General features: G+C 66.8%; 13 protein-coding genes. 9 read left to right on the top strand and 4 right to left on the bottom strand.

The window, feature by feature from the left end; genetic code table 11:
* The first annotated feature begins 33 nt into the window (after window positions 1-33).
* Both ABIE19_RS09985 and ABIE19_RS09980 read left to right on the top strand, forming a co-directional pair.
* A complete protein-coding gene (locus ABIE19_RS09985) occupies window positions 34-462 on the top strand; it encodes a DUF2141 domain-containing protein (protein ID WP_354089025.1) in 429 nt (142 codons plus the stop codon).
* 23 nt (window positions 463-485) lie between these two features.
* A complete protein-coding gene (locus tag ABIE19_RS09980; RefSeq protein WP_354089024.1) occupies window positions 486-1,949 on the top strand; it encodes a carotenoid oxygenase family protein in 1,464 nt (487 codons plus the stop codon).
* Window positions 1,950-1,954: 5 nt separating this feature from the next.
* Here the strand turns inward: ABIE19_RS09980 and ABIE19_RS09975 are convergent, their stop codons facing one another.
* The 3 genes from ABIE19_RS09975 to ABIE19_RS09965 form a co-directional block, all read right to left on the bottom strand.
* Entirely contained in the window at window positions 1,955-2,797 is an 843-nt protein-coding gene (locus ABIE19_RS09975; RefSeq protein WP_354089023.1) for an enhanced serine sensitivity protein SseB C-terminal domain-containing protein, read from the bottom strand.
* Window positions 2,798-2,892: 95 nt separating this feature from the next.
* On the bottom strand, window positions 2,893-3,657 hold the full coding sequence (locus ABIE19_RS09970; RefSeq protein WP_354089022.1) for a LytTR family DNA-binding domain-containing protein: 765 nt from the start codon (window positions 3,655-3,657) through the stop codon (window positions 2,893-2,895).
* Window positions 3,657-4,388: a TetR/AcrR family transcriptional regulator gene (locus tag ABIE19_RS09965; protein WP_354089021.1), complete on the bottom strand. Its 732-nt coding sequence runs from the start codon at window positions 4,386-4,388 to the stop codon at window positions 3,657-3,659. The genes ABIE19_RS09970 and ABIE19_RS09965 overlap by 1 nt, the downstream gene beginning before the upstream one ends.
* Window positions 4,389-4,577: 189 nt before the next feature.
* Between ABIE19_RS09965 and ABIE19_RS09960 the strand changes: the two genes are divergently transcribed.
* The 7 genes from ABIE19_RS09960 to ABIE19_RS09930 all read left to right on the top strand — a co-directional run bounded on the left by ABIE19_RS09960 (window position 4,578) and on the right by ABIE19_RS09930 (window position 16,104).
* On the top strand, window positions 4,578-6,839 hold the full coding sequence (locus tag ABIE19_RS09960; protein ID WP_354089020.1) for a TonB-dependent receptor: 2,262 nt from the start codon (window positions 4,578-4,580) through the stop codon (window positions 6,837-6,839).
* 142 nt (window positions 6,840-6,981) lie between these two features.
* Complete coding sequence (locus ABIE19_RS09955) at window positions 6,982-8,349, top strand: spinster family MFS transporter (protein ID WP_354089019.1); 1,368 nt, start codon at window positions 6,982-6,984, stop codon at window positions 8,347-8,349.
* Window positions 8,350-8,483: 134 nt separating this feature from the next.
* Window positions 8,484-9,674, top strand: a complete 1,191-nt coding sequence (sucC, locus tag ABIE19_RS09950) for an ADP-forming succinate--CoA ligase subunit beta (protein ID WP_354089017.1) — start codon at window positions 8,484-8,486, stop codon at window positions 9,672-9,674.
* Window positions 9,675-9,720: 46 nt separating this feature from the next.
* The gene (sucD, locus tag ABIE19_RS09945) at window positions 9,721-10,623 is read left to right on the top strand and encodes a succinate--CoA ligase subunit alpha (RefSeq protein WP_354089016.1); all 903 of its coding nucleotides are present in this window, start codon (window positions 9,721-9,723) and stop codon (window positions 10,621-10,623) included.
* 363 nt (window positions 10,624-10,986) lie between these two features.
* A complete protein-coding gene (locus ABIE19_RS09940; protein ID WP_354089015.1) occupies window positions 10,987-14,010 on the top strand; it encodes a 2-oxoglutarate dehydrogenase E1 component in 3,024 nt (1,007 codons plus the stop codon).
* 56 nt (window positions 14,011-14,066) lie between these two features.
* Window positions 14,067-15,584: a 2-oxoglutarate dehydrogenase complex dihydrolipoyllysine-residue succinyltransferase gene (gene odhB, locus ABIE19_RS09935; protein WP_354089014.1), complete on the top strand. Its 1,518-nt coding sequence runs from the start codon at window positions 14,067-14,069 to the stop codon at window positions 15,582-15,584.
* Window positions 15,585-15,669: 85 nt separating this feature from the next.
* Window positions 15,670-16,104, top strand: a complete 435-nt coding sequence (locus tag ABIE19_RS09930) for a hypothetical protein (protein ID WP_354089013.1) — start codon at window positions 15,670-15,672, stop codon at window positions 16,102-16,104.
* On the opposite strand, the gene ABIE19_RS09925 is transcribed toward ABIE19_RS09930, so the two are convergent.
* Window positions 16,091-17,281 carry a CaiB/BaiF CoA transferase family protein gene (locus tag ABIE19_RS09925; RefSeq protein ID WP_354089012.1) on the bottom strand — a complete coding sequence of 397 codons (1,191 nt, stop codon included), beginning with the start codon at window positions 17,279-17,281 and terminating at the stop codon, window positions 16,091-16,093. The two genes, ABIE19_RS09930 and ABIE19_RS09925, sit on opposite strands and share 14 nt — an antisense overlap.
* Window positions 17,282-17,327 lie beyond the last annotated feature (46 nt).

Here is a 17,327-nt window from a genome sequence, read left to right as displayed (position 1 = left end):
GACTTCTTCACCACCCCTTCAAGGACGCCCGCCATGATCCGCTCTCTCGCCTTCGCCGCCGTTCTGGCCTTCGCCGCTCCGGCCCTGGCGCAACCTGCGTCTTCGACGGCCGACAACCGCCTGACCCTGACTTTCGAGACGGCCGCCGAAACTGGCGCAGTCTTGGTCGCCCTCTATGACAGCGAGGCCGCCTATGAGGGCGGCCAGCCGGCCCGCGTGGCCCAGGTCGACGTGGCGGCGGGCCAGAACGAGGCGGTGTTCGACCTGCCCGCCGGAACCTACGGCATGAAGGCCGTCCACGACGTCAACGGCAACGGCAAGATGGACGTGAACCCGTTCGGCATGCCGAGCGAGCCCTACGCCTTCTCCAACAACGCCGTCGGCAACATGGGGCCGGCCAAGTGGGATCGCGCCCGCTTCGAGGTGTCGGGCGTCACGGCCCAGACCATCCGCATCCGCTAAGTCCCGAGCTCGAAGAGATCGCCATGACCCCGACCCGTCGCACCCTGTTCATGGGCGCCGCCGCCCTCGCTGCCGCCCGCGTCTTGACCCCCGACCGGGCCTATGCCGCGCAGGCGATGAGCGCGACCGCCGACTGGGCCCTGGCCACCGCCGACGTCGAGGGCGACGTGGCCCCGCGCGCCCTGCGTCTGGTGCACGGTCGGGCGCCCGCCGGCCTGTCGGGCAGCCTCTATCGCAACGGCCCGGCCAAGTTCCGCAGGCCCGGCGGCTCGTCCCAGCACTGGTTCGACGGCGACGGCCTGATCCGTCGCTGGCGCATCGAGGACGGTCAGGCCAGCCTGGCCGCCCGCTTCGCCGACACGCCCAAGCGGCGTCAGGAGGCCGAGGTCGGGGCCATGCTGATGCCGGGCTTCGGCACCGTGGCGGACCCGCGCGCCCGCATTGGCTCGGCCGACGACGTCAGCCCGGCCAACACCTCGGTGCACAAGGTCGGCGGCAAGCTGTGGGCCCTGTGGGAGGCGGGCTCGCCCTTGGCCATGGACCCGGAGACCCTGGAGACCGAGGGCTTCATGACCCTGCGCCCGGACCTGAGGAACATGCCCTTCCTGGCGCACCCGCGTATCGAGCCGGACGGCCGTATCTGGAACCTGGGCCTGAACGGCAAGCAGGCCATGGTCTGGCGCCTGGCGGCGAACGGGACGCTGGAGGACGCCCAGGTGATCGCCCTGCCGCGCGCCAGCTATATCCACGACTTCAGCGCCACAGCGCGGCATCTGGTGATCGTGCTGCAGCCCTGGGTGCATACGCGTGACGTCATGCCGATGTCGGCGGGCTTCGACTGGACGCCCGAGGCGGGGACCCAGGTGCTGGTGGTCGACAAGGCGGACCTGACCCAGCGCCGCATCTATGATCTGCCGCCCTTCGGCTTCTTCCACGCCGGCGACGCCTGGGAGGAGGTGGACGGCACGATCCGTTTCGACCTGTGCGCCCATGGGGATATGGATTTCGCGGCCCGCGGCGCCCATGAAGTGCTGAACGGCGTGCCTTTGGGCCATAACCCGGCTGAACTGGCCATGGTCGTCCTGTCGCCGAACGGGCGCGGGCGGCTGGAACGCACCGGAGTGGTCGGCGAGTTCCCGCGCAGCGACCCGCGCCGCGCCGGTCTGGCCCGTCGCTTCAGCCTGCACACCACGGGCGAGCGCGCCGACCGACCCCTGGCCTCGGCGGTGGGGGTGACGGACTGGTCGTCAGGCCGCACGCGGTCCTTCGACTTCGGTCCCGGCCATGTGACGGACGAGATGGTCTATGTGCCCAAGCCCGGCGGGACGCACGAGGCCGACGCCTGGCTGGTCGGCCCGACCATCAACCTGAAGCAAGGGGTCAGCGAACTGCACGTCCTGGACCTGATGCATGTGGAGGACGGCCCCGTCGCCACCTGGCGCGCCGACGTGGCCCTGCCGGCGGCGTTTCATGGAAACTGGGTGTGAGGAGGCTAGTGAGTGGCGGTGGGGACCAGCCTGATACCTGAACCCTCTGCCTCATTCTCGTTCGTGACCGTCATGTCGAGCGTCAGTCCTGTTTCGCCAGTGAGCTTGAGAGCTTCAGCGAGCATGGCGCCGACATCGTCGGCCGACATTGCGGTTCTCACGTCCAGATACCAGGCCCATCGATCCTCGTCAGGCCAGTGTGCGAGCGCGAACCATGCCTCGCGAACGCGGCGCTCGGCGGAAAGCGGACGAGTCAACGCGGCCAGAAGCGCCTCGGGTCGCTCCTTGGGCACGCCGAGCATGATTTGCGTCTCTTTCTCGATGGTGATCCTGACAGGCTTGCCCAAGACGGCGCTGAGTTGGTCAGCGGCCCAGTGGACGCCGTAGGCGGAGCCGGGGTTCAGGAAGGCGCCGCTCTCGGCGACGAGTTCGAGAAGGGTTGCGCCGTTCATCTGGATGAAGCCGGTCCCGGCTCCAAAGGCGTCGACGATTCTCTGTTCGGAGGTGAAGATGGCGGCCACCGGCACGCCGTCGGGGGCGGGGACGTTCAGGAGCGATACGCGCTCCGAGGTTGTCAGGGTCCGCCACCTACTATCGTCATGCGCCTCTGGCGTCGCTGCCAGCAGATCTGATTCCAGCATGACCTTCTGGAACTCACTGCGTTTGCTGGGGTCCGTACTGGCGGCGATCAGCAGGATTTCAAGTTCGTTCAAAGCGACGAAGGGCGGCGTGCTCGAGGGGGGTGTTTCCGTGGGCGGGGTGCCCAGCGTCTGATCCGGCGAGGCGGGGCGGTCCGCGGTTTGATCAACTGCGGATTTGCCGAGTAGCTTTCTGAGCCATCTGTTCACGGTATTGGTCGCCCCGGTTCGATTGGATCGAACAAGCATCGGTCAAGCTTGGCGAGAGAGCAATCTTGAGGTGGTCAGGTGGCCGATCGCCTCCTTCACCACCACCCCGCCTCGCGCAAGGCCTTGGCGTAGCGGCGGCTGACTGGGGCGATGGCGCCTCCTTCCAAGGTCAAGGCCGCGCGGCCGTCGCCTCGGGCGACGGAGGCGACGGCGTCCTTGGCCACCCACCAACTGCGGTGGGTCTGGGCGCCTTCCAGGCCTTCCAGTTCGGTGAGGGCGTCGGACAGGCGCATCAGGATCAGGTCCGAGCCCCGATCGGTGTGCAGGCGCAGATAGTGGTCCTCGGCCTGGACGGCGATCAGGCGGGCGCCGCGCAACTTCAGCGGCAGGCGGTCCAGGAAACGAGCGGGCGCGGCGCCGGGCGCGGCGGCGTGGGTTTCGACCGGACGCTCGCGGCCCAGAAAGACGTTGATCGCGCTGACCGCGGCGGTGATCAGGGCCACCGGGGGCAGGAAGTCGATCAGGACCGCCAGAGGAAAGAGCCGTCCGCTGAAGAAGAGGCCGGTCGCGGCCCAGACACCGAGCGTCAGGGGACCGGTGATGAGCGCCGTCAGCGCCGCCGTGACGGCCCAGGGGCGGGCGTCCTGGTCGATGAAGCGAGTGACCACGGCGCCGCAGACGTGGCCCCAGACTCCCCCGACCACCAGCATGGAAATCCAGTAGGCGAGCCGCTGCGTCAGCGGGGTGTCGCCCGAGCCGAAGGCGCCGCTGACGGCCAGGAAGACGCCGGCCACGACGGCTACGATCAGGCCGCGCAGGTAGTCGCGGGCCTTGGCTTTCAGCATGTCAGGCAGGCGCATCAGGCGTTCGACTTCGGTCCGCAGACCGCACGGAAGCCGGCGGCGGCGAAGCGCACCATGTAGTCGCAGGCGCTATCCAGGTCGCCGGACCTGCACAGGCCGCCGGACAGGCGGTCCAGACGACCTGTCTCGCCCAGGGTCAGGGTCAGTGCGCCGGACAGGTTGTGATAGGCCCAGTAGAGGTCAGTCTCCTCGGCCTCGGGCAGGACGCGCTTGACCAGTTCCAGCAGGCGGCGGATCGCCGGGTCGAAATAACGCGCCATGGTCTCGCCGCCGAAGGCCGGGTTGGCGTTGGTCTGGGCCACCAGGGCGGCGTAGTGCTTCCACCCCGGTCCGCCCTTGAGCGACCATTGGAAGGGCGGGCGTAGGAAGGCCTCGAACAGGCCCTCCAGGGTCATGGCGTCGCCCGCCGCCTCGGCGTAGCGGTCCACGGCGGCGACGCGCTCGGCGTTCCAGACCTCGGCGCGGCGGGTGAAGACCGCGTCGAACAGCTCCTTCTTGGCGCCGAAATAGTAGTGGACCAGGGCCGTATCCACGCCCGCCTCGCGCGCCACCTCGCGAATGGTGACGCCGTAGAAGCCGTGCTTGGAAAACAGGTCCTCGGCCGCGTTCAGGATGGCTTCGCGCGTCTCGCCTGCGCCGGCGGCCTTGGTCTTCTTGGGCCGGCCCCGACGAGCCGGGGCGACGACGACAGGGGGCAGGGCGGGGGCGAGATCGTCGTTGGGTTTCATGGGCGCAAGCTAGTCGGGGTTCGACCCTGAGTGCAACGGCGCCACAGGCGGGGCCGATTTGCGGCGGTTTTCAGTGCGGCCGTTTGACAGATCGAGGAAAGACCGGCACGTTCCATGAAAATCATTGAACGCTGAATAAAAGCGTCGATCGGGCTGGAAACAGAGATTGGGATGCACATGAACAGACTCGTGAAGACTGCCTTGCTGGCGGGCGCCGCCATGGGCGCGATCACCTCGGCCGCCTATGCTCAGGACGCCCAGGCCCAGGACGCGGAGCCGATCTCGAGCGTCGAGGATATCATCGTCACTGCCCGGCGCACCGAAGAATCGGCGCAGAAGACCCCTCTTTCCCTAACGGCTTTCAGCGGCGCGACGCTGGAACGCGCCGGCGCGCAACAGGTTACGGATCTGCAGGGCGCAGTGCCTAACCTGAATCTGGTTCAGGGCCGCGGTTCGTCGAACTCGACCAACATCTATATTCGCGGCGTCGGACAGCCCGATGCGCTGCAGACCTTTGACCCGGCCGTCGGCGTCTACGTGGATGACGTCTATTACAGCCGTATCCGCGGCAGCCAGTTCGACCTGCTGGATCTTGAGCGTGTCGAAATCCTGCGCGGTCCGCAGGGTACTCTTTACGGGAAGAACACGATCGGCGGCGCCATGAAGCTGGTGTCGCGCCGTCCGGGCCAGGAGTTCCGCGCACGGGCTTCGGCGGCCTATGGCGACTATGACCTGATGGAGGTCCAGGGCGCGATTTCCGGCCCGGTCACCGACACCCTGGCGCTCGGCCTGTCGGTCCTGCATTCGGAGCGCGGCGGCTATGTCGTCGATCCGGTCACCGGCGCGGAATACAACGACAAAAACACTTCAGCCGCCCGCGCCAGTCTGGCCTGGGACCCGACCTCGACCTTCCGTATCGACTTGAACGTCGACTATTCGAAGGACGACGCGGGAATGACCGTGGGGCAGGCGACCAACAGTCTGACCTATCTGGGTTATGGCGTGGCCTATCCGGTGGCGACGCCGACGCCGGAATATAATTTCAAGACGCGCACCACGCCGGGCCTGCCCAATGAAACGCGGCTGGAGACCTGGGGCACGGCCCTGCGCATGACGTGGGATCTGTCTGACGCTCTGACGTTGAAGTCGATCACCAGCTATCGTGAGCTGAACACCGACGACTACATCGACTTCGACGCTACCCAGCTGGAAATCGCCGACGCCCTGGTGGCGGTGGATCAGAAGCAGACCAGCCAGGAGCTGCAGCTGACCTATGACAGCGGCCCGCTGACGGCGGTCGGCGGCCTTTACTATCTGAAAGAAGACGTCTCCTCGCATCAGGAGAGCTACAACGACGACCTGTTGGGGCCGCTCTACGGAAACGCCACCTTCATCCGCTATATCGACGACGCGTTGGAGACGACCTCAAAGGCCGCCTACGCCAATGTCAGCTATGCGGTGACCGACGCCCTGCGTGTGTCGGCCGGCGTGCGCTACACGAAGGAAGAGAAGGATTACGCTCGCTCGACCTCGGTGGTGAGCAGCTTCCTGTTGGGCGGTCTGCCCATCCTCAACACCAGCTACGCCTTCGCACCGCCGACTGGCGAATATGAAGACACCTCGATCATGCTGTCGGCGGACTACCAGCTATCGCCGGACGCCATGGTCTACGCCCGCTATTCGCAGGGCTTCAAGTCGGGCGGCTTCAACGGTCGCGCCAACTCAGCGACCGAGGCGACCGAGTATCAGCCGGAAACGGCCGACAGCTTCGAGGTCGGGGCCAAGACCCAGTATTGGGACAATCGCCTGCGTCTGAACCTGGCCGCCTTCATGACCAAGTACGACGACTTCCAGGCGCGGGTTTCGGGCATTGAGGTTCCTCCCGGCGGCGGCGTGCCGACACCGGTCCTTTCGGTCATCAACGCGGGTTCGCTGGACATCTTCGGCTTTGAAGTCGAGGGCGTCCTTGCGCCGATGCGCGGTCTGACGCTGGACACCCAGATCGGCTTCTTGGACGCCGACTACAAGGAGTTCAACGATGCACGCTTCACCGCCTTCGGCGGCAGCCGCGCCTTCCAGGATCCGGCCTTTTCGCCGAAGTGGACGGTGCGTGTCGGCGGTCAGTACGAGTGGACCCTGGATGGCGGTTCCTCGGTGACCTTCGGCGCGGCGGCCAAGTATCGCTCGCGTATGGCCCTGGCGGTCGACAACACCCTCATCAACACCGACACCGAACTGCCCGGCATGTATCAGGACAGCTACTGGCTCTACGACGCCCGCGTCGTCTGGTCGGATGCGGCGGACCGCTACAGCGTCGGCCTGTACGGCCAGAACCTGGCCGACGAGGTCTACAAGACCGATGCCCAGGAGTTCTCCTCCATCGGCAACATCCGCACGGCTTACTACGGCGCGCCGCGGACTTGGATGGTCAAGGTCACGGCCAAGTATTGATCCTGCGATCTCCCCAACGCCTGATCGTCTGATCGCGGGCGGCGGTTCAGACTGAACCGTCGCCCTTTTTCTTTGGCGTCGTCAAGCAGCGCCGCTACCGTCGTCGCCAATCAAGAAGCCGCACGCCCAAGGGGGGCACGCCATGACCACGTCCGGGGCCGTCGCGCCGCAAGAGACCGTCGAGAAGGCCGTCTCGCCGGGGTATCGCTACTACGTCCTGGGGATCCTGATCCTCATCTACATGCTGAACTTCCTGGATCGTCAGATCATCGGCATCCTGGCGGCGCCGCTGAAGGCGGAGTTCGGCCTGTCGGACAGTCAGTTCGGCCTGCTGGGCGGCCTGGCCTTCGCCCTGCTCTATTCCACCCTGGCCATTCCCATCGCCTGGCTGGCCGACCGGGTCAGCCGGGTGTGGATCATGACGGCGGCCCTGACCATCTGGTCGGGCTTCACCGCCCTGTGCGGCGTGGCGGGCAGCTTCGGCCAGTTGTTCCTGTGCCGCATGGGCGTCGGCATCGGCGAGGCGGGCGGCGTGGCCCCGGCCTATTCCCTGATCGCCGACTACTTCCCCAAGTCGCAGCGCGCGCGGGCTCTGGCGGCCTACGCCTTCGGCATTCCCCTGGGCATGGCGGCGGGCACCCTGGTCGGCGGCCTGCTGGCGGCGACCTACGGCTGGCGCACGGCCTTCATCGTGGTCGGCGTCCTCGGCGTCCTGGTCGCGCCCGTCCTGCGCCTGACGGTCAGGGACCCCAAGCGCGGCGGTCTGGATGCGCCGGTTGCTGAGGCGCCCAAGGCCGCGCCGGTCGTGCAGAAGGCCCCGCCCTTCGCCGAGGTGGTGCGCACCCTGGCGCCCAAGCCGAGCTTCTGGCTGCTGGCCTTCGGCGCGGCCTCGTCCTCGGTGTGCGGCTACGGCGTGGCCGCCTGGCTGCCCAGCTTCTTCATGCGCAGCTTCGGCCTGACCCTGTCGCAGACGGCCTGGTATTATTCGGCCATCGTCATGGTCGGCGGCGTGGCCGGCATCTGGCTGGGCGGCGTCATGGCCGATCGCCTGGGCAAGAAATCCAAGGGCGCCTATCCGCTGACGCCGGCGATCGCCTTCCTGATCTCGGTGCCCTGCTTCCTGCTGGCGATGAACTCGGGCGCCCTGGTCGGGGCCGTCATGCCCGGCGCCGACCCGAACGGGGCTGCGGCCCTGACCCTGGCCTTCCTGATCTTCCTGATCCCGACGGGCCTGAACCTGACCTGGCTGGGCCCGATCACGGCGGCGGTGCAGCATCTGGGAACCCCGGCCATGCGGACCACGGCCTCGGCTCTCTTCCTGCTGATCAACAACCTGCTGGGGATCGCTGTCGGCATTTACTACTTCGGCTGGATGTCGGATCTGCTGCGCCCGACCTTCGGCGAGGAGAGCCTGCGCTGGGCCATCTATACGGGCATGGGTTTCTACCTGCTGTCCTCGGCCCTGCTGTTCGGCGCCTCGCGCACGCTGAAGAAGGACTGGGTGGACTGACCGAGCCGCGTCGGGCGGCATAAGCTCAGCCTCTGGCGGCCATAAGGAGGGGGGCGGTTGCGCAGGCGAAGGCGCGACGCCTATAAGCGCGACCAAAGTTTCCACAACCCTCCTCCCAACGGCGCGGATCAGACATGAACATTCACGAGTATCAGGCCAAGCAGGTCCTCAAGGGCTACGGCGCCCCGGTCGCGGACGGCGTCGCCATCACCTCGGCCGACCAGGCCGAAGCCGCCGCCAAGCAACTGCCTGGCCCGCTCTACGTCGTGAAGTCGCAGATCCACGCCGGCGGCCGCGGCAAGGGCAAGTTCAAGGAACTGCCGGCTGACGCCAAGGGCGGCGTGCGTCTGGCCTTCTCGATCGAGGAAGCCGTCGCCCACGCCAAGGAAATGCTGGGCAACACCCTGGTCACCGCCCAGACGGGCGACGCCGGCAAGCAGGTCAACCGCCTCTACATCGAAGACGGCGCCGACATCGCCCGTGAGCTGTACTGCTCGCTGCTGGTCGATCGCTCGGTCGGTCAGACGGCTTTCGTCGTCTCGACCGAAGGCGGCATGGATATCGAGGAAGTGGCCCACGCCACCCCGGAAAAGATCCACACCATCGCCATCAACCCGGAAGCCGGCGTCACCGCCGAGAACGTCGCCGCCATCAACGCGGCGCTGGAACTGACCGGTTCGGCTGCTGAGGACGGCAAGTCGCTGTTCCCGATCCTGTACAAGGCCTTCGTCGAGAAGGACATGGACATGCTCGAGATCAACCCGCTGATCGTCATGGAGAACGGCCGCCTGCGCGTGCTGGACGCCAAGGTCAGCTTCGACGGCAACGCCCTGTTCCGCCATGAGGACATCAAGGCCCTGCGCGACGAAACGGAAGAGGACGCCAAGGAGATCGAGGCCTCGAAGTGGGACCTCGCCTATGTCGCCCTGGACGGCAACATCGGCTGCATGGTCAACGGCGCCGGCCTGGCCATGGCGACGATGGACATCATCAAGCTGTACGGCAAGGAACCGGCCAACTTCTGCGACGTCGGCGGCGGCGCCGGCAAGGACAAGGTGGCTGCGGCCTTCAAGATCATCACCGCCGACCCCAAGGTCGAGGGCATCCTGGTCAACATCTTCGGCGGCATCATGAAGTGCGACGTCATCGCCGAGGGCGTCGTGGCTGCGGTGAAGGAAGTGGGCCTGAAGGTGCCGCTGGTCGTGCGCCTGGAAGGCACGAACGCCGAACTGGGCAAGAAGATCCTGAACGAGTCGGGCCTGACCATCCAGGCCGCCGACGACCTGGACGACGCCGCCCAGAAGATCGTCGCGGCGGTCGCGTAAGCGCCGCTACCGCCCAGCAGACACACAGAATTCAGAGCACAGACAGATGTCCATCCTCGTCAATAAAGACACCAAGATCCTGGTCCAGGGCCTGACCGGCAAGACCGGCGGCTTCCACACCGAACAGGCCCTGGCCTATTACAACACCCAGATGGTCGGTGGTGTTCACCCGGCCAAGGGCGGCCAGACCTGGACCGGTTCGCACGGCGAAACCCTGCCGATCTTCGCCTCGGTCGCCGAAGGCAAGGAGCGCACCGGCGCCGACGCCACCGTCATCTATGTCCCGCCGGCAGGCGCGGCCGACGCCATCATCGAGGCCATCGAGGCCGAGATCCCCTTCATCACCTGCATCACCGAAGGCATCCCGGTGCAGGACATGGTGCGCGTCAAGGCGCGCCTGGACCGTTCGAACTCGCGCCTTCTGGGCCCGAACTGCCCCGGCATCCTGACCCCGGAAGAGTGCAAGATCGGCATCATGCCGGGCAATATCTTCAAGAAGGGCAACGTCGGCATCGTCTCGCGCTCGGGCACCCTGACCTATGAGGCCGTGTTCCAGACCACCAACGAAGGCCTGGGTCAGACCACGGCCGTCGGCATCGGCGGCGACCCGGTCAAGGGCACCGAGTTCATCGACGTGCTGGAGATGTTCCTGGCCGACGAAGCCACGACCTCCATCATCATGATCGGCGAAATCGGCGGCGCGGCCGAGGAAGACGCCGCCCAGTTCCTGATCGACGAAGCCAAGAAGGGCCGCAAGAAGCCGATGGCCGGCTTCATCGCCGGTCGTACTGCTCCGAAGGGCCGCACCATGGGCCACGCCGGCGCCGTCGTCTCGGGCGGCAAGGGCGATGCGGAATCCAAGATCGCCGCCATGGAGGCTGCGGGCATCCGTGTCTCGCCGTCGCCGGCGCGCCTGGGCACGACCCTGGTCGAAGTTCTGAAGGGCTGATCGCGATCCGCGCCTGATCGGGCGCGGGTCCTGTCAGTTGAATGACGCCTGGAAGGCGCGTGCTGATTTCAGTGCGCGCCTTTCGTCTGTTTCGGTGCCGAATTCCGAAGGAAATTCGGGGTCTAGAGAAGCGCCTGTTCGGCGTTGTCGCGGCGAACCGTGTTCCGGGGAGGTTTTTCGCGCCGCGTGACCGTTTGTAACGCCTTCGGAATCGTCCGGAGGCGTTTTTTCTTGCCGATTCGACCAATTTCCACCCGGTTCGCCTCCGTTCGGTCATGACCGGTAAGGAAACAGCGCCTATATGAGCGGCGCCTCACCCGTGCAGACGTGCGCGGACGGCCGAAAGGGACAGACGAGAGAAAAATGGCGGACGATGCAGGTCGGCTGAACCAGGTCTTTGCCGAGACCTCCTTCCTCTATGGCGCGAACGCCGCCTTCATTGAGGACCTGCACGAAAAGTGGGCTGCGGACCCCGGCTCGGTGTCGGGGGAATGGCGCGCCTTCTTCGATCAGTTGAAGGATAACGCCGACCTGGTGAAGCAGTCGGCCGCCGCCGGCTCCTGGGGCCGTTCGGGCGCCGCGGAGCCAACCGAAGAGACCGCCGTCTTCGACGGTCGCTGGCCCGCGCCCAAGGTCGATCCCAAGGCCGCCGCCGGCAAGCCGGGTCCGCGTCCTGCTGCGCCCGCCGCCGACGCCTCGGGCGGCCTGACCGCCGCCGACGTGCGCGCCGCCGCCCATGACTCGATCCGCGCCCTGATGCTGATCCGCAGCTACCGCGTGCGCGGCCACCTGCAGGCGACGCTGGATCCGCTGGGCATCGAGCAGCCGGTGAACAATCCCGAGCTGACGCCGGAATTCTACGGCTTCACGGCCGCCGACATGGATCGTCCGATCTTCCTGGACGGCGTCCTGGGCCTGCAGACCGGCTCGATCCGTCAGGTGCTGGAAATCCTGAAGCGCACCTACTGCGGCAATATCGGCGTGCAGTACATGCACATCGCCGAGCCGGAGGAGAAGGCCTGGCTGCAGCAGCGTTTCGAGGGCCCGGACAAGTTCGAGCAGAACGCCTTCACCAAGGAAGGCAAGCTGGCCATCCTGAACAAGCTGATCGAGGCCGAGGGCTTCGAGCGCTTCCTGCACAAGCGCTTCCCCGGCACCAAGCGCTTCGGCCTGGACGGCGGCGAGGCCATGGTCCCGGCCCTGGAGCAGGTGATCAAGCGCGGCGGCGCCCTGGGCGTCGACGAGATCGTCTTCGGCATGGCCCACCGCGGCCGTCTGAACACCTTGGCCGCCGTCATGGGCAAGCCCTACAAGGCCATCTTCCACGAGTTCCAGGGCGGTTCGACCGTCCCCTCGGACATCGAGGGCTCGGGCGACGTCAAGTATCACATGGGCGCCTCGTCGGACCGTGAGTTCGACGGCAAGAAGGTCCACCTGTCGCTGACGGCCAACCCGTCGCACCTGGAGATCGTCAACCCGGTCGTCCTGGGCAAGTCGCGCGCCAAGCAGGCCTTCGACATCCGCGAGGCCGAGGTCAACCAGGGCAAGCCGGACAACGAATGGGTCCTGGACCGTTCCAAGGTCGTGCCCCTGCTGATCCACGGCGACGCCGCCTTCGCTGGCCAGGGCGTCGTAGCCGAATGCTTCGCCCTGATGGGGCTGAAGGGCTACCGCACCGGCGGCACCCTGCACTTCGTCATCAACAACCAGATCGGCTTCACCACAGCGCCGCGCAACTCGCGCTCGTCGCCCTATCCGTCGGATGTCGCCCTGATGGTTCAGGCGCCCATCTTCCACGTCAACGGCGATGACCCCGAGGCGGTCGTCTTCGCCGCCAAGGTGGCGACCGAATACCGCCAGAAGTTCCACAAGGACGCGGTGGTGGACATGTTCTGCTACCGCCGCTTCGGCCACAACGAAGGCGACGACCCGACCTTCACCCAGCCGCTGATGTACGCCAAGATCAAGAACCAGCCGTCGACGCGTGAGATCTACGCCAAGCGTCTGGTCGCCGAGGGCGTGCTGACCCAGGCCGAGGTGGACGCCGAGGTCGCCCGCTTCGAGGCCTTCCTCGACGCCGAGTTTGAGGCCGGCAAGGCCTTCAAGGCCGACAAGGCCGACTGGCTGGACGGCCAGTGGCAGGGTCTGGGCGCAGAAAAGGTCGACGACGCGGCCCAGCGCGGGGACACCGCCGTTCCGGCGGAGAAGCTAAAGGACTACGGCCACCGCCTGACGCAGATTCCCAACAGCGTCGATGTGCACAAGACGCTGAAGCGGGTCATCGAAGCCCGTCGCGAAACGGTCGACGCCGGCCAGAACATCGACTGGGCCACCGCTGAGAGCCTGGCCTTCGCCAGCCTGCTGGACGAGGGCTACAACATCCGCCTGTCGGGCCAGGACTCGGTGCGCGGCACCTTCTCGCAGCGTCACTCGGGCATCACCGACCAGACGACCGAGCAGCGCTACTTCCCGCTCAACCACCTGCGCGACGGCCAGGCCCACTTCGAAGTCATCGACTCGGCCCTGTCGGAAGAGGCGGTGCTGGGCTTCGAGTACGGCTATTCGCTGGCCGATCCGAATACCCTGACCCTTTGGGAAGGCCAGTTCGGCGACTTCGTGAACGGCGCCCAGGTGGTCATCGACCAGTTCATCAGCTCGGGCGAACGCAAGTGGCTGCGCATGAGCGGCCTGACCATGCTGCTGCCGCACGGCTATGAGGGCCAGGGTCCCGAGCACTCTTCGGCCCGCCTCGAGCGCTTCCTGCAGCAGTGCGCCGAGAACAACATGCAGGTCGCGAACTGCACCACCCCGGCCAACTACTTCCACATCCTGCGTCGGCAACTGCACCGCTCGTACCGCAAGCCGCTGATCCTGATGACGCCCAAGTCGCTGCTGCGTCACAAGAAGGCGGTCTCGACCCTGGCCGACATGGCCGAGGGTTCGTCCTTCCACCGTGTCCTGCGCGACGACGCCGAGCTGCGCCCCGAAGTCGCCGGCGTCTCCCTGGTCGCCGACAAGGCGATCCGCAAGGTCGTCGTCTGTTCGGGCAAGGTCTATTACGACCTGCTGGACGCCCGTGAGAAGGCCGGGATCAACGACATCTACATCCTGCGTCTGGAACAGTTCTATCCGTGGCCGATCAAGTCGATCTCGGCCGAGCTGGCCCGCTTCCCCAACGCCGACCTGGTCTGGTGTCAGGAAGAGCCCAAGAACATGGGCGGCTGGACCTTCGTCGATCCGTGGATCGAACTGACGCTCGAGAAGATGGATATCAAGGCCAAGCGCGCGCGTTACGTCGGGCGTCCGGCCTCCGCCTCCACGGCGGCCGGCCTGATGAGCCGCCACCTGAAGGAACTCGAGACCTTCCTCGCCGAGGCCATGGCCTGATCGGCCTCGCCTGACCTATAGATACGCCAAGACACGAAAAAACACTGGACCGAACCATGGCCGATATCCTCACCCCCGCCCTCGGTGAATCCGTCAGCGAAGCCTCCATCGCCAAGTGGACCAAGAAGGTCGGCGACGCCGTCCGCAAGGACGAAGTCCTGGTCGAGCTGGAAACCGACAAGGTTTCGCTGGAAGTCGTGGCCCCGGCCGACGGTGTCCTGGCTGCGATCAACGCGGCTGAAGGCGACACCGTGGTCCCCGGCACGGTTCTGGGTTCGGTGAGCGAAGGCGGCGCGGCCGCCGCCTCGGCGCCTGCCGCTGCTGCGGCTCCCGTCGCTGTGGCCCCGGCTGCCGCTCCGGCCGCTTCGGGCGGCGCCTCGGTCGAGATCGCCGTCCCGACCATGGGTGAAAGCGTCGCCGAGGGTTCGATCGGAACCTGGCTGAAGAAGTCGGGCGACACCGTCGCCAAGGACGAACTGCTGGTCGAGATCGAGACGGACAAGGTTGCGGTGGAAGTCTCGGCTCCGGCCGCAGGCGTCCTGACCATCGCCGCCGACAACGGCGCGACCGTGACCCCGGGTCAGGTCATCGGTTCCATCGCCGCCTCGGGCGCCGTTTCGGCCGCTCCGGCGGCTGCGGCTGCGGCTCCGGCCGCCGCTTCCGCCAATACGGGCTCGGCCCAGGTTCCGGCCTCGGCCCACCTGTCGCCCGCCGTTCAGCGCGTGGTGTCGGAAAACAACATCAACCCGGCCTCGCTGTCGGCTTCGGGTCCGAAGGGCAACATCACCAAGGCTGACGCTATCGCCGCCATCGGCGCCGCCGCTCCGGCTGCGCCCGCCGCCGCTGCCGCGCCTGCCGCCCCGCGCGCCGACCAGCCGCGCGAAGAACGGGTGAAGATGACGCGCCTGCGCCAGACCATCGCTCGTCGCCTGAAGGAATCCCAGAATACGGCCGCCCAGCTGACCACCTTCAACGAGGTGGACATGACCAACGTCATGGCCCTGCGCGCCCAGTACAAGGACGTCTTCGAAAAGCGCCACGGCGTGAAGCTGGGCTTCATGTCCTTCTTCACCAAGGCCGTGGTCCAGGCCCTGCATGAAATCCCGGCGGTCAACGCCGAGATCGACGGCACGGACATCATCTACAAGAACCACTACGACATCGGTATCGCCGTCGGCACCGACAAGGGCCTGGTGGTTCCGGTCCTGCGCGACGCCGACGTCCTGTCGCTGGCCGGCATCGAGAAGGGCATCGCGGCCCTGGGCAAGGCCGCCCGCGACGGCGCCCTGACCATGGATCAGATGCAGGGCGGCACCTTCACCATCACCAACGGCGGCACCTACGGCTCGCTGATGTCGACGCCGATCCTGAACGCGCCGCAGTCGGGCATCCTGGGCATGCACAACATCGTGCAGCGCCCGATGGCCGTGAACGGCGAGGTCAAGATCCGTCCGATGATGTACCTGGCCCTCAGCTACGATCACCGCATCGTCGACGGCAAGGAAGCCGTGACCTTCCTGGTCCGCATCAAGGAACTGCTGGAAGACCCGGCGCGCGCCCTGCTGGACCTCTAAGGGCCACGTGATCCCAGACTGACGACGGCGGGACTCGAAAGAGTTCCGCCGTTTTCAATTGGGCCGGGCGTGCTAGCCTCGGCCCATGAGCCTGGTCGAGATCGCCCGTTTTCAGGATGTCTATGAGGCCGATCTCGCGGCGGCCTTCCTTGCCTCGCATGGGGTCGAGGTCGATGTGACCGAGCGGTTCCAGACCACGGTCGACCCGTTGATGCAGCGGGCGCTGGGGCTGCGGCTGATGGGGCGGGCCGATCAGGCGGAACAGGCCCGCGACCTGCTGGCGCGGGTCAGGGCGGGCGAGTTCACAGCCGACGAGGATGACGACCTGCAGCCCGGCGAACCGACGACGCGAGCGGTCGGCCGGGTGATGGCCCTGTTCATGGCGGCCTCGGGCGGCTTCGCCAGCACCAGTCTGCCGCGCCGGTTTCGTCCGGTTCACTGGATCGGAGTCGGTCTGATCTTAGCGATTGTCGCGATCAGCCTGTTCCTGGCGCTGACGGGCGTTTTCAGTCCGGCTTGATTGTCGCCAGCACGTCGTCTGTGTCCTGTCCCAGCTTCGGCGGCGGGGCGTCGTAGCGGACGGGGGTCCTGGACAGGCGGATGGGCGAGGCGACGGTGCGGATCGGCTCGGCCAGATCAGGGCGCGTCTGTTCGACGATCAGGCCGCGATGGATGGCCTGCGGCTCCTCGAACACCTGGTCGATGGTGTTGACCGGGCCGCAGGGCACGCCCGCCGCCTCCAGCGCCGCCATCAGCTCCTTCATGGTGAAGCTCGCGGTCAGGGCCGACAGGGTCGGCGACAGTTCGGCGCGGTTCTGGACCCGCAGGGCGTTGGTGGAAAAGCGCGGATCGGCGCCCATGGGCTCGACGCCCAGGGCCTTGGCCAGGGCGCGGAACTGGCCGTCGTTGCCGACGGCGATCACCACCATGCCGTCCGAGCAGGGGAAGGGTTGATAGGGGGCCAGGTTGGGGTGGGCGTTGCCCATCCGCGTCGGAGCCTTGCCCGAGACGAACCAGTTGGTCGCCTGATTGGCCAGCATGGCCGCCTGGACGTCGAACAGGGCGATGTCGACGTGCTGTCCCTCGCCTGTCGCTCGCGCATGCCACAGGGCCGCCAGGATGGCGTTGGAGGCGTAGAGGCCGGTGAACAGGTCCACGACCGCGACCCCGACCTTCATCGGCTCGGCGCCGGGCGCGCCGTCCGGCTGGCCGGTGACCGACATCAGCCCGCCCATGGCTTGGATCATGTAGTCGTAGCCGGCGCGGTGGGCGTCCGGCCCGTCCTGGCCGAAGCCGGTGATGGAGCAGTAGACGAGGCGCGGATTGACCGCCGACAGTCCAGCGTAGTCGAGGCCATACTTGGCCAGGCCGCCGGTCTTGAAATTCTCGACCACCACGTCGCAGGTGGCGGCCAGTCGGCGCACGGCCTCGGCGCCTTCAGGCGTCGCGATGTCCAGCGCGACGGACTTCTTGCCTCGGTTGGCGCACATGAAATAGGCGGCGTCGCCTTTCGACCCGTCAGTCGTGGTGGTGAAGGGCGGGCCCCAGTGGCGAGTGTCGTCGCCCTCGCCGGGCCGCTCGATCTTGATCACTTCGGCGCCGAGGTCGGCCAGGGTCTGGGTCGCCCAGGGGCCGGCCAGGACACGGGAAAGGTCGAGAACGCGAACGCCGGAGAGCGGGCCTTGAGTCTGGGTCATGTCCAAGGCTTAGCGCTTGACGCTGACGCCGAGAAGCTGAACCGTC

Source organism: Brevundimonas faecalis (assembly GCF_040549405.1).
GTDB lineage: Bacteria > Pseudomonadota > Alphaproteobacteria > Caulobacterales > Caulobacteraceae > Brevundimonas > Brevundimonas faecalis.
The sequence above is the reverse complement of the archived record's forward strand: the minus strand, read 5'-3'. Positions and strand labels throughout refer to the sequence as shown.

What these genes read in the sequence shown, in the direction of transcription:
- ABIE19_RS09985 (WP_354089025.1), top strand. Translation starts at nt 34, where the DNA reads ATGATCCGCTCTCTCGCCTTCGCCGCCGTTCTGGCCTTCGCCGCTCCG.
- ABIE19_RS09980 (WP_354089024.1), top strand. Translation starts at nt 486, where the DNA reads ATGACCCCGACCCGTCGCACCCTGTTCATGGGCGCCGCCGCCCTCGCT.
- ABIE19_RS09970 (WP_354089022.1), bottom strand. Translation starts at nt 3,657, where the DNA reads ATGCGCCTGCCTGACATGCTGAAAGCCAAGGCCCGCGACTACCTGCGC.
- ABIE19_RS09965 (WP_354089021.1), bottom strand. Translation starts at nt 4,388, where the DNA reads ATGAAACCCAACGACGATCTCGCCCCCGCCCTGCCCCCTGTCGTCGTC.
- ABIE19_RS09955 (WP_354089019.1), top strand. Translation starts at nt 6,982, where the DNA reads ATGACCACGTCCGGGGCCGTCGCGCCGCAAGAGACCGTCGAGAAGGCC.
- sucC (WP_354089017.1), top strand. Translation starts at nt 8,484, where the DNA reads ATGAACATTCACGAGTATCAGGCCAAGCAGGTCCTCAAGGGCTACGGC.
- sucD (WP_354089016.1), top strand. Translation starts at nt 9,721, where the DNA reads ATGTCCATCCTCGTCAATAAAGACACCAAGATCCTGGTCCAGGGCCTG.
- ABIE19_RS09940 (WP_354089015.1), top strand. Translation starts at nt 10,987, where the DNA reads ATGGCGGACGATGCAGGTCGGCTGAACCAGGTCTTTGCCGAGACCTCC.
- odhB (WP_354089014.1), top strand. Translation starts at nt 14,067, where the DNA reads ATGGCCGATATCCTCACCCCCGCCCTCGGTGAATCCGTCAGCGAAGCC.
- ABIE19_RS09930 (WP_354089013.1), top strand. Translation starts at nt 15,670, where the DNA reads ATGAGCCTGGTCGAGATCGCCCGTTTTCAGGATGTCTATGAGGCCGAT.
- ABIE19_RS09925 (WP_354089012.1), bottom strand. Translation starts at nt 17,281, where the DNA reads ATGACCCAGACTCAAGGCCCGCTCTCCGGCGTTCGCGTTCTCGACCTT.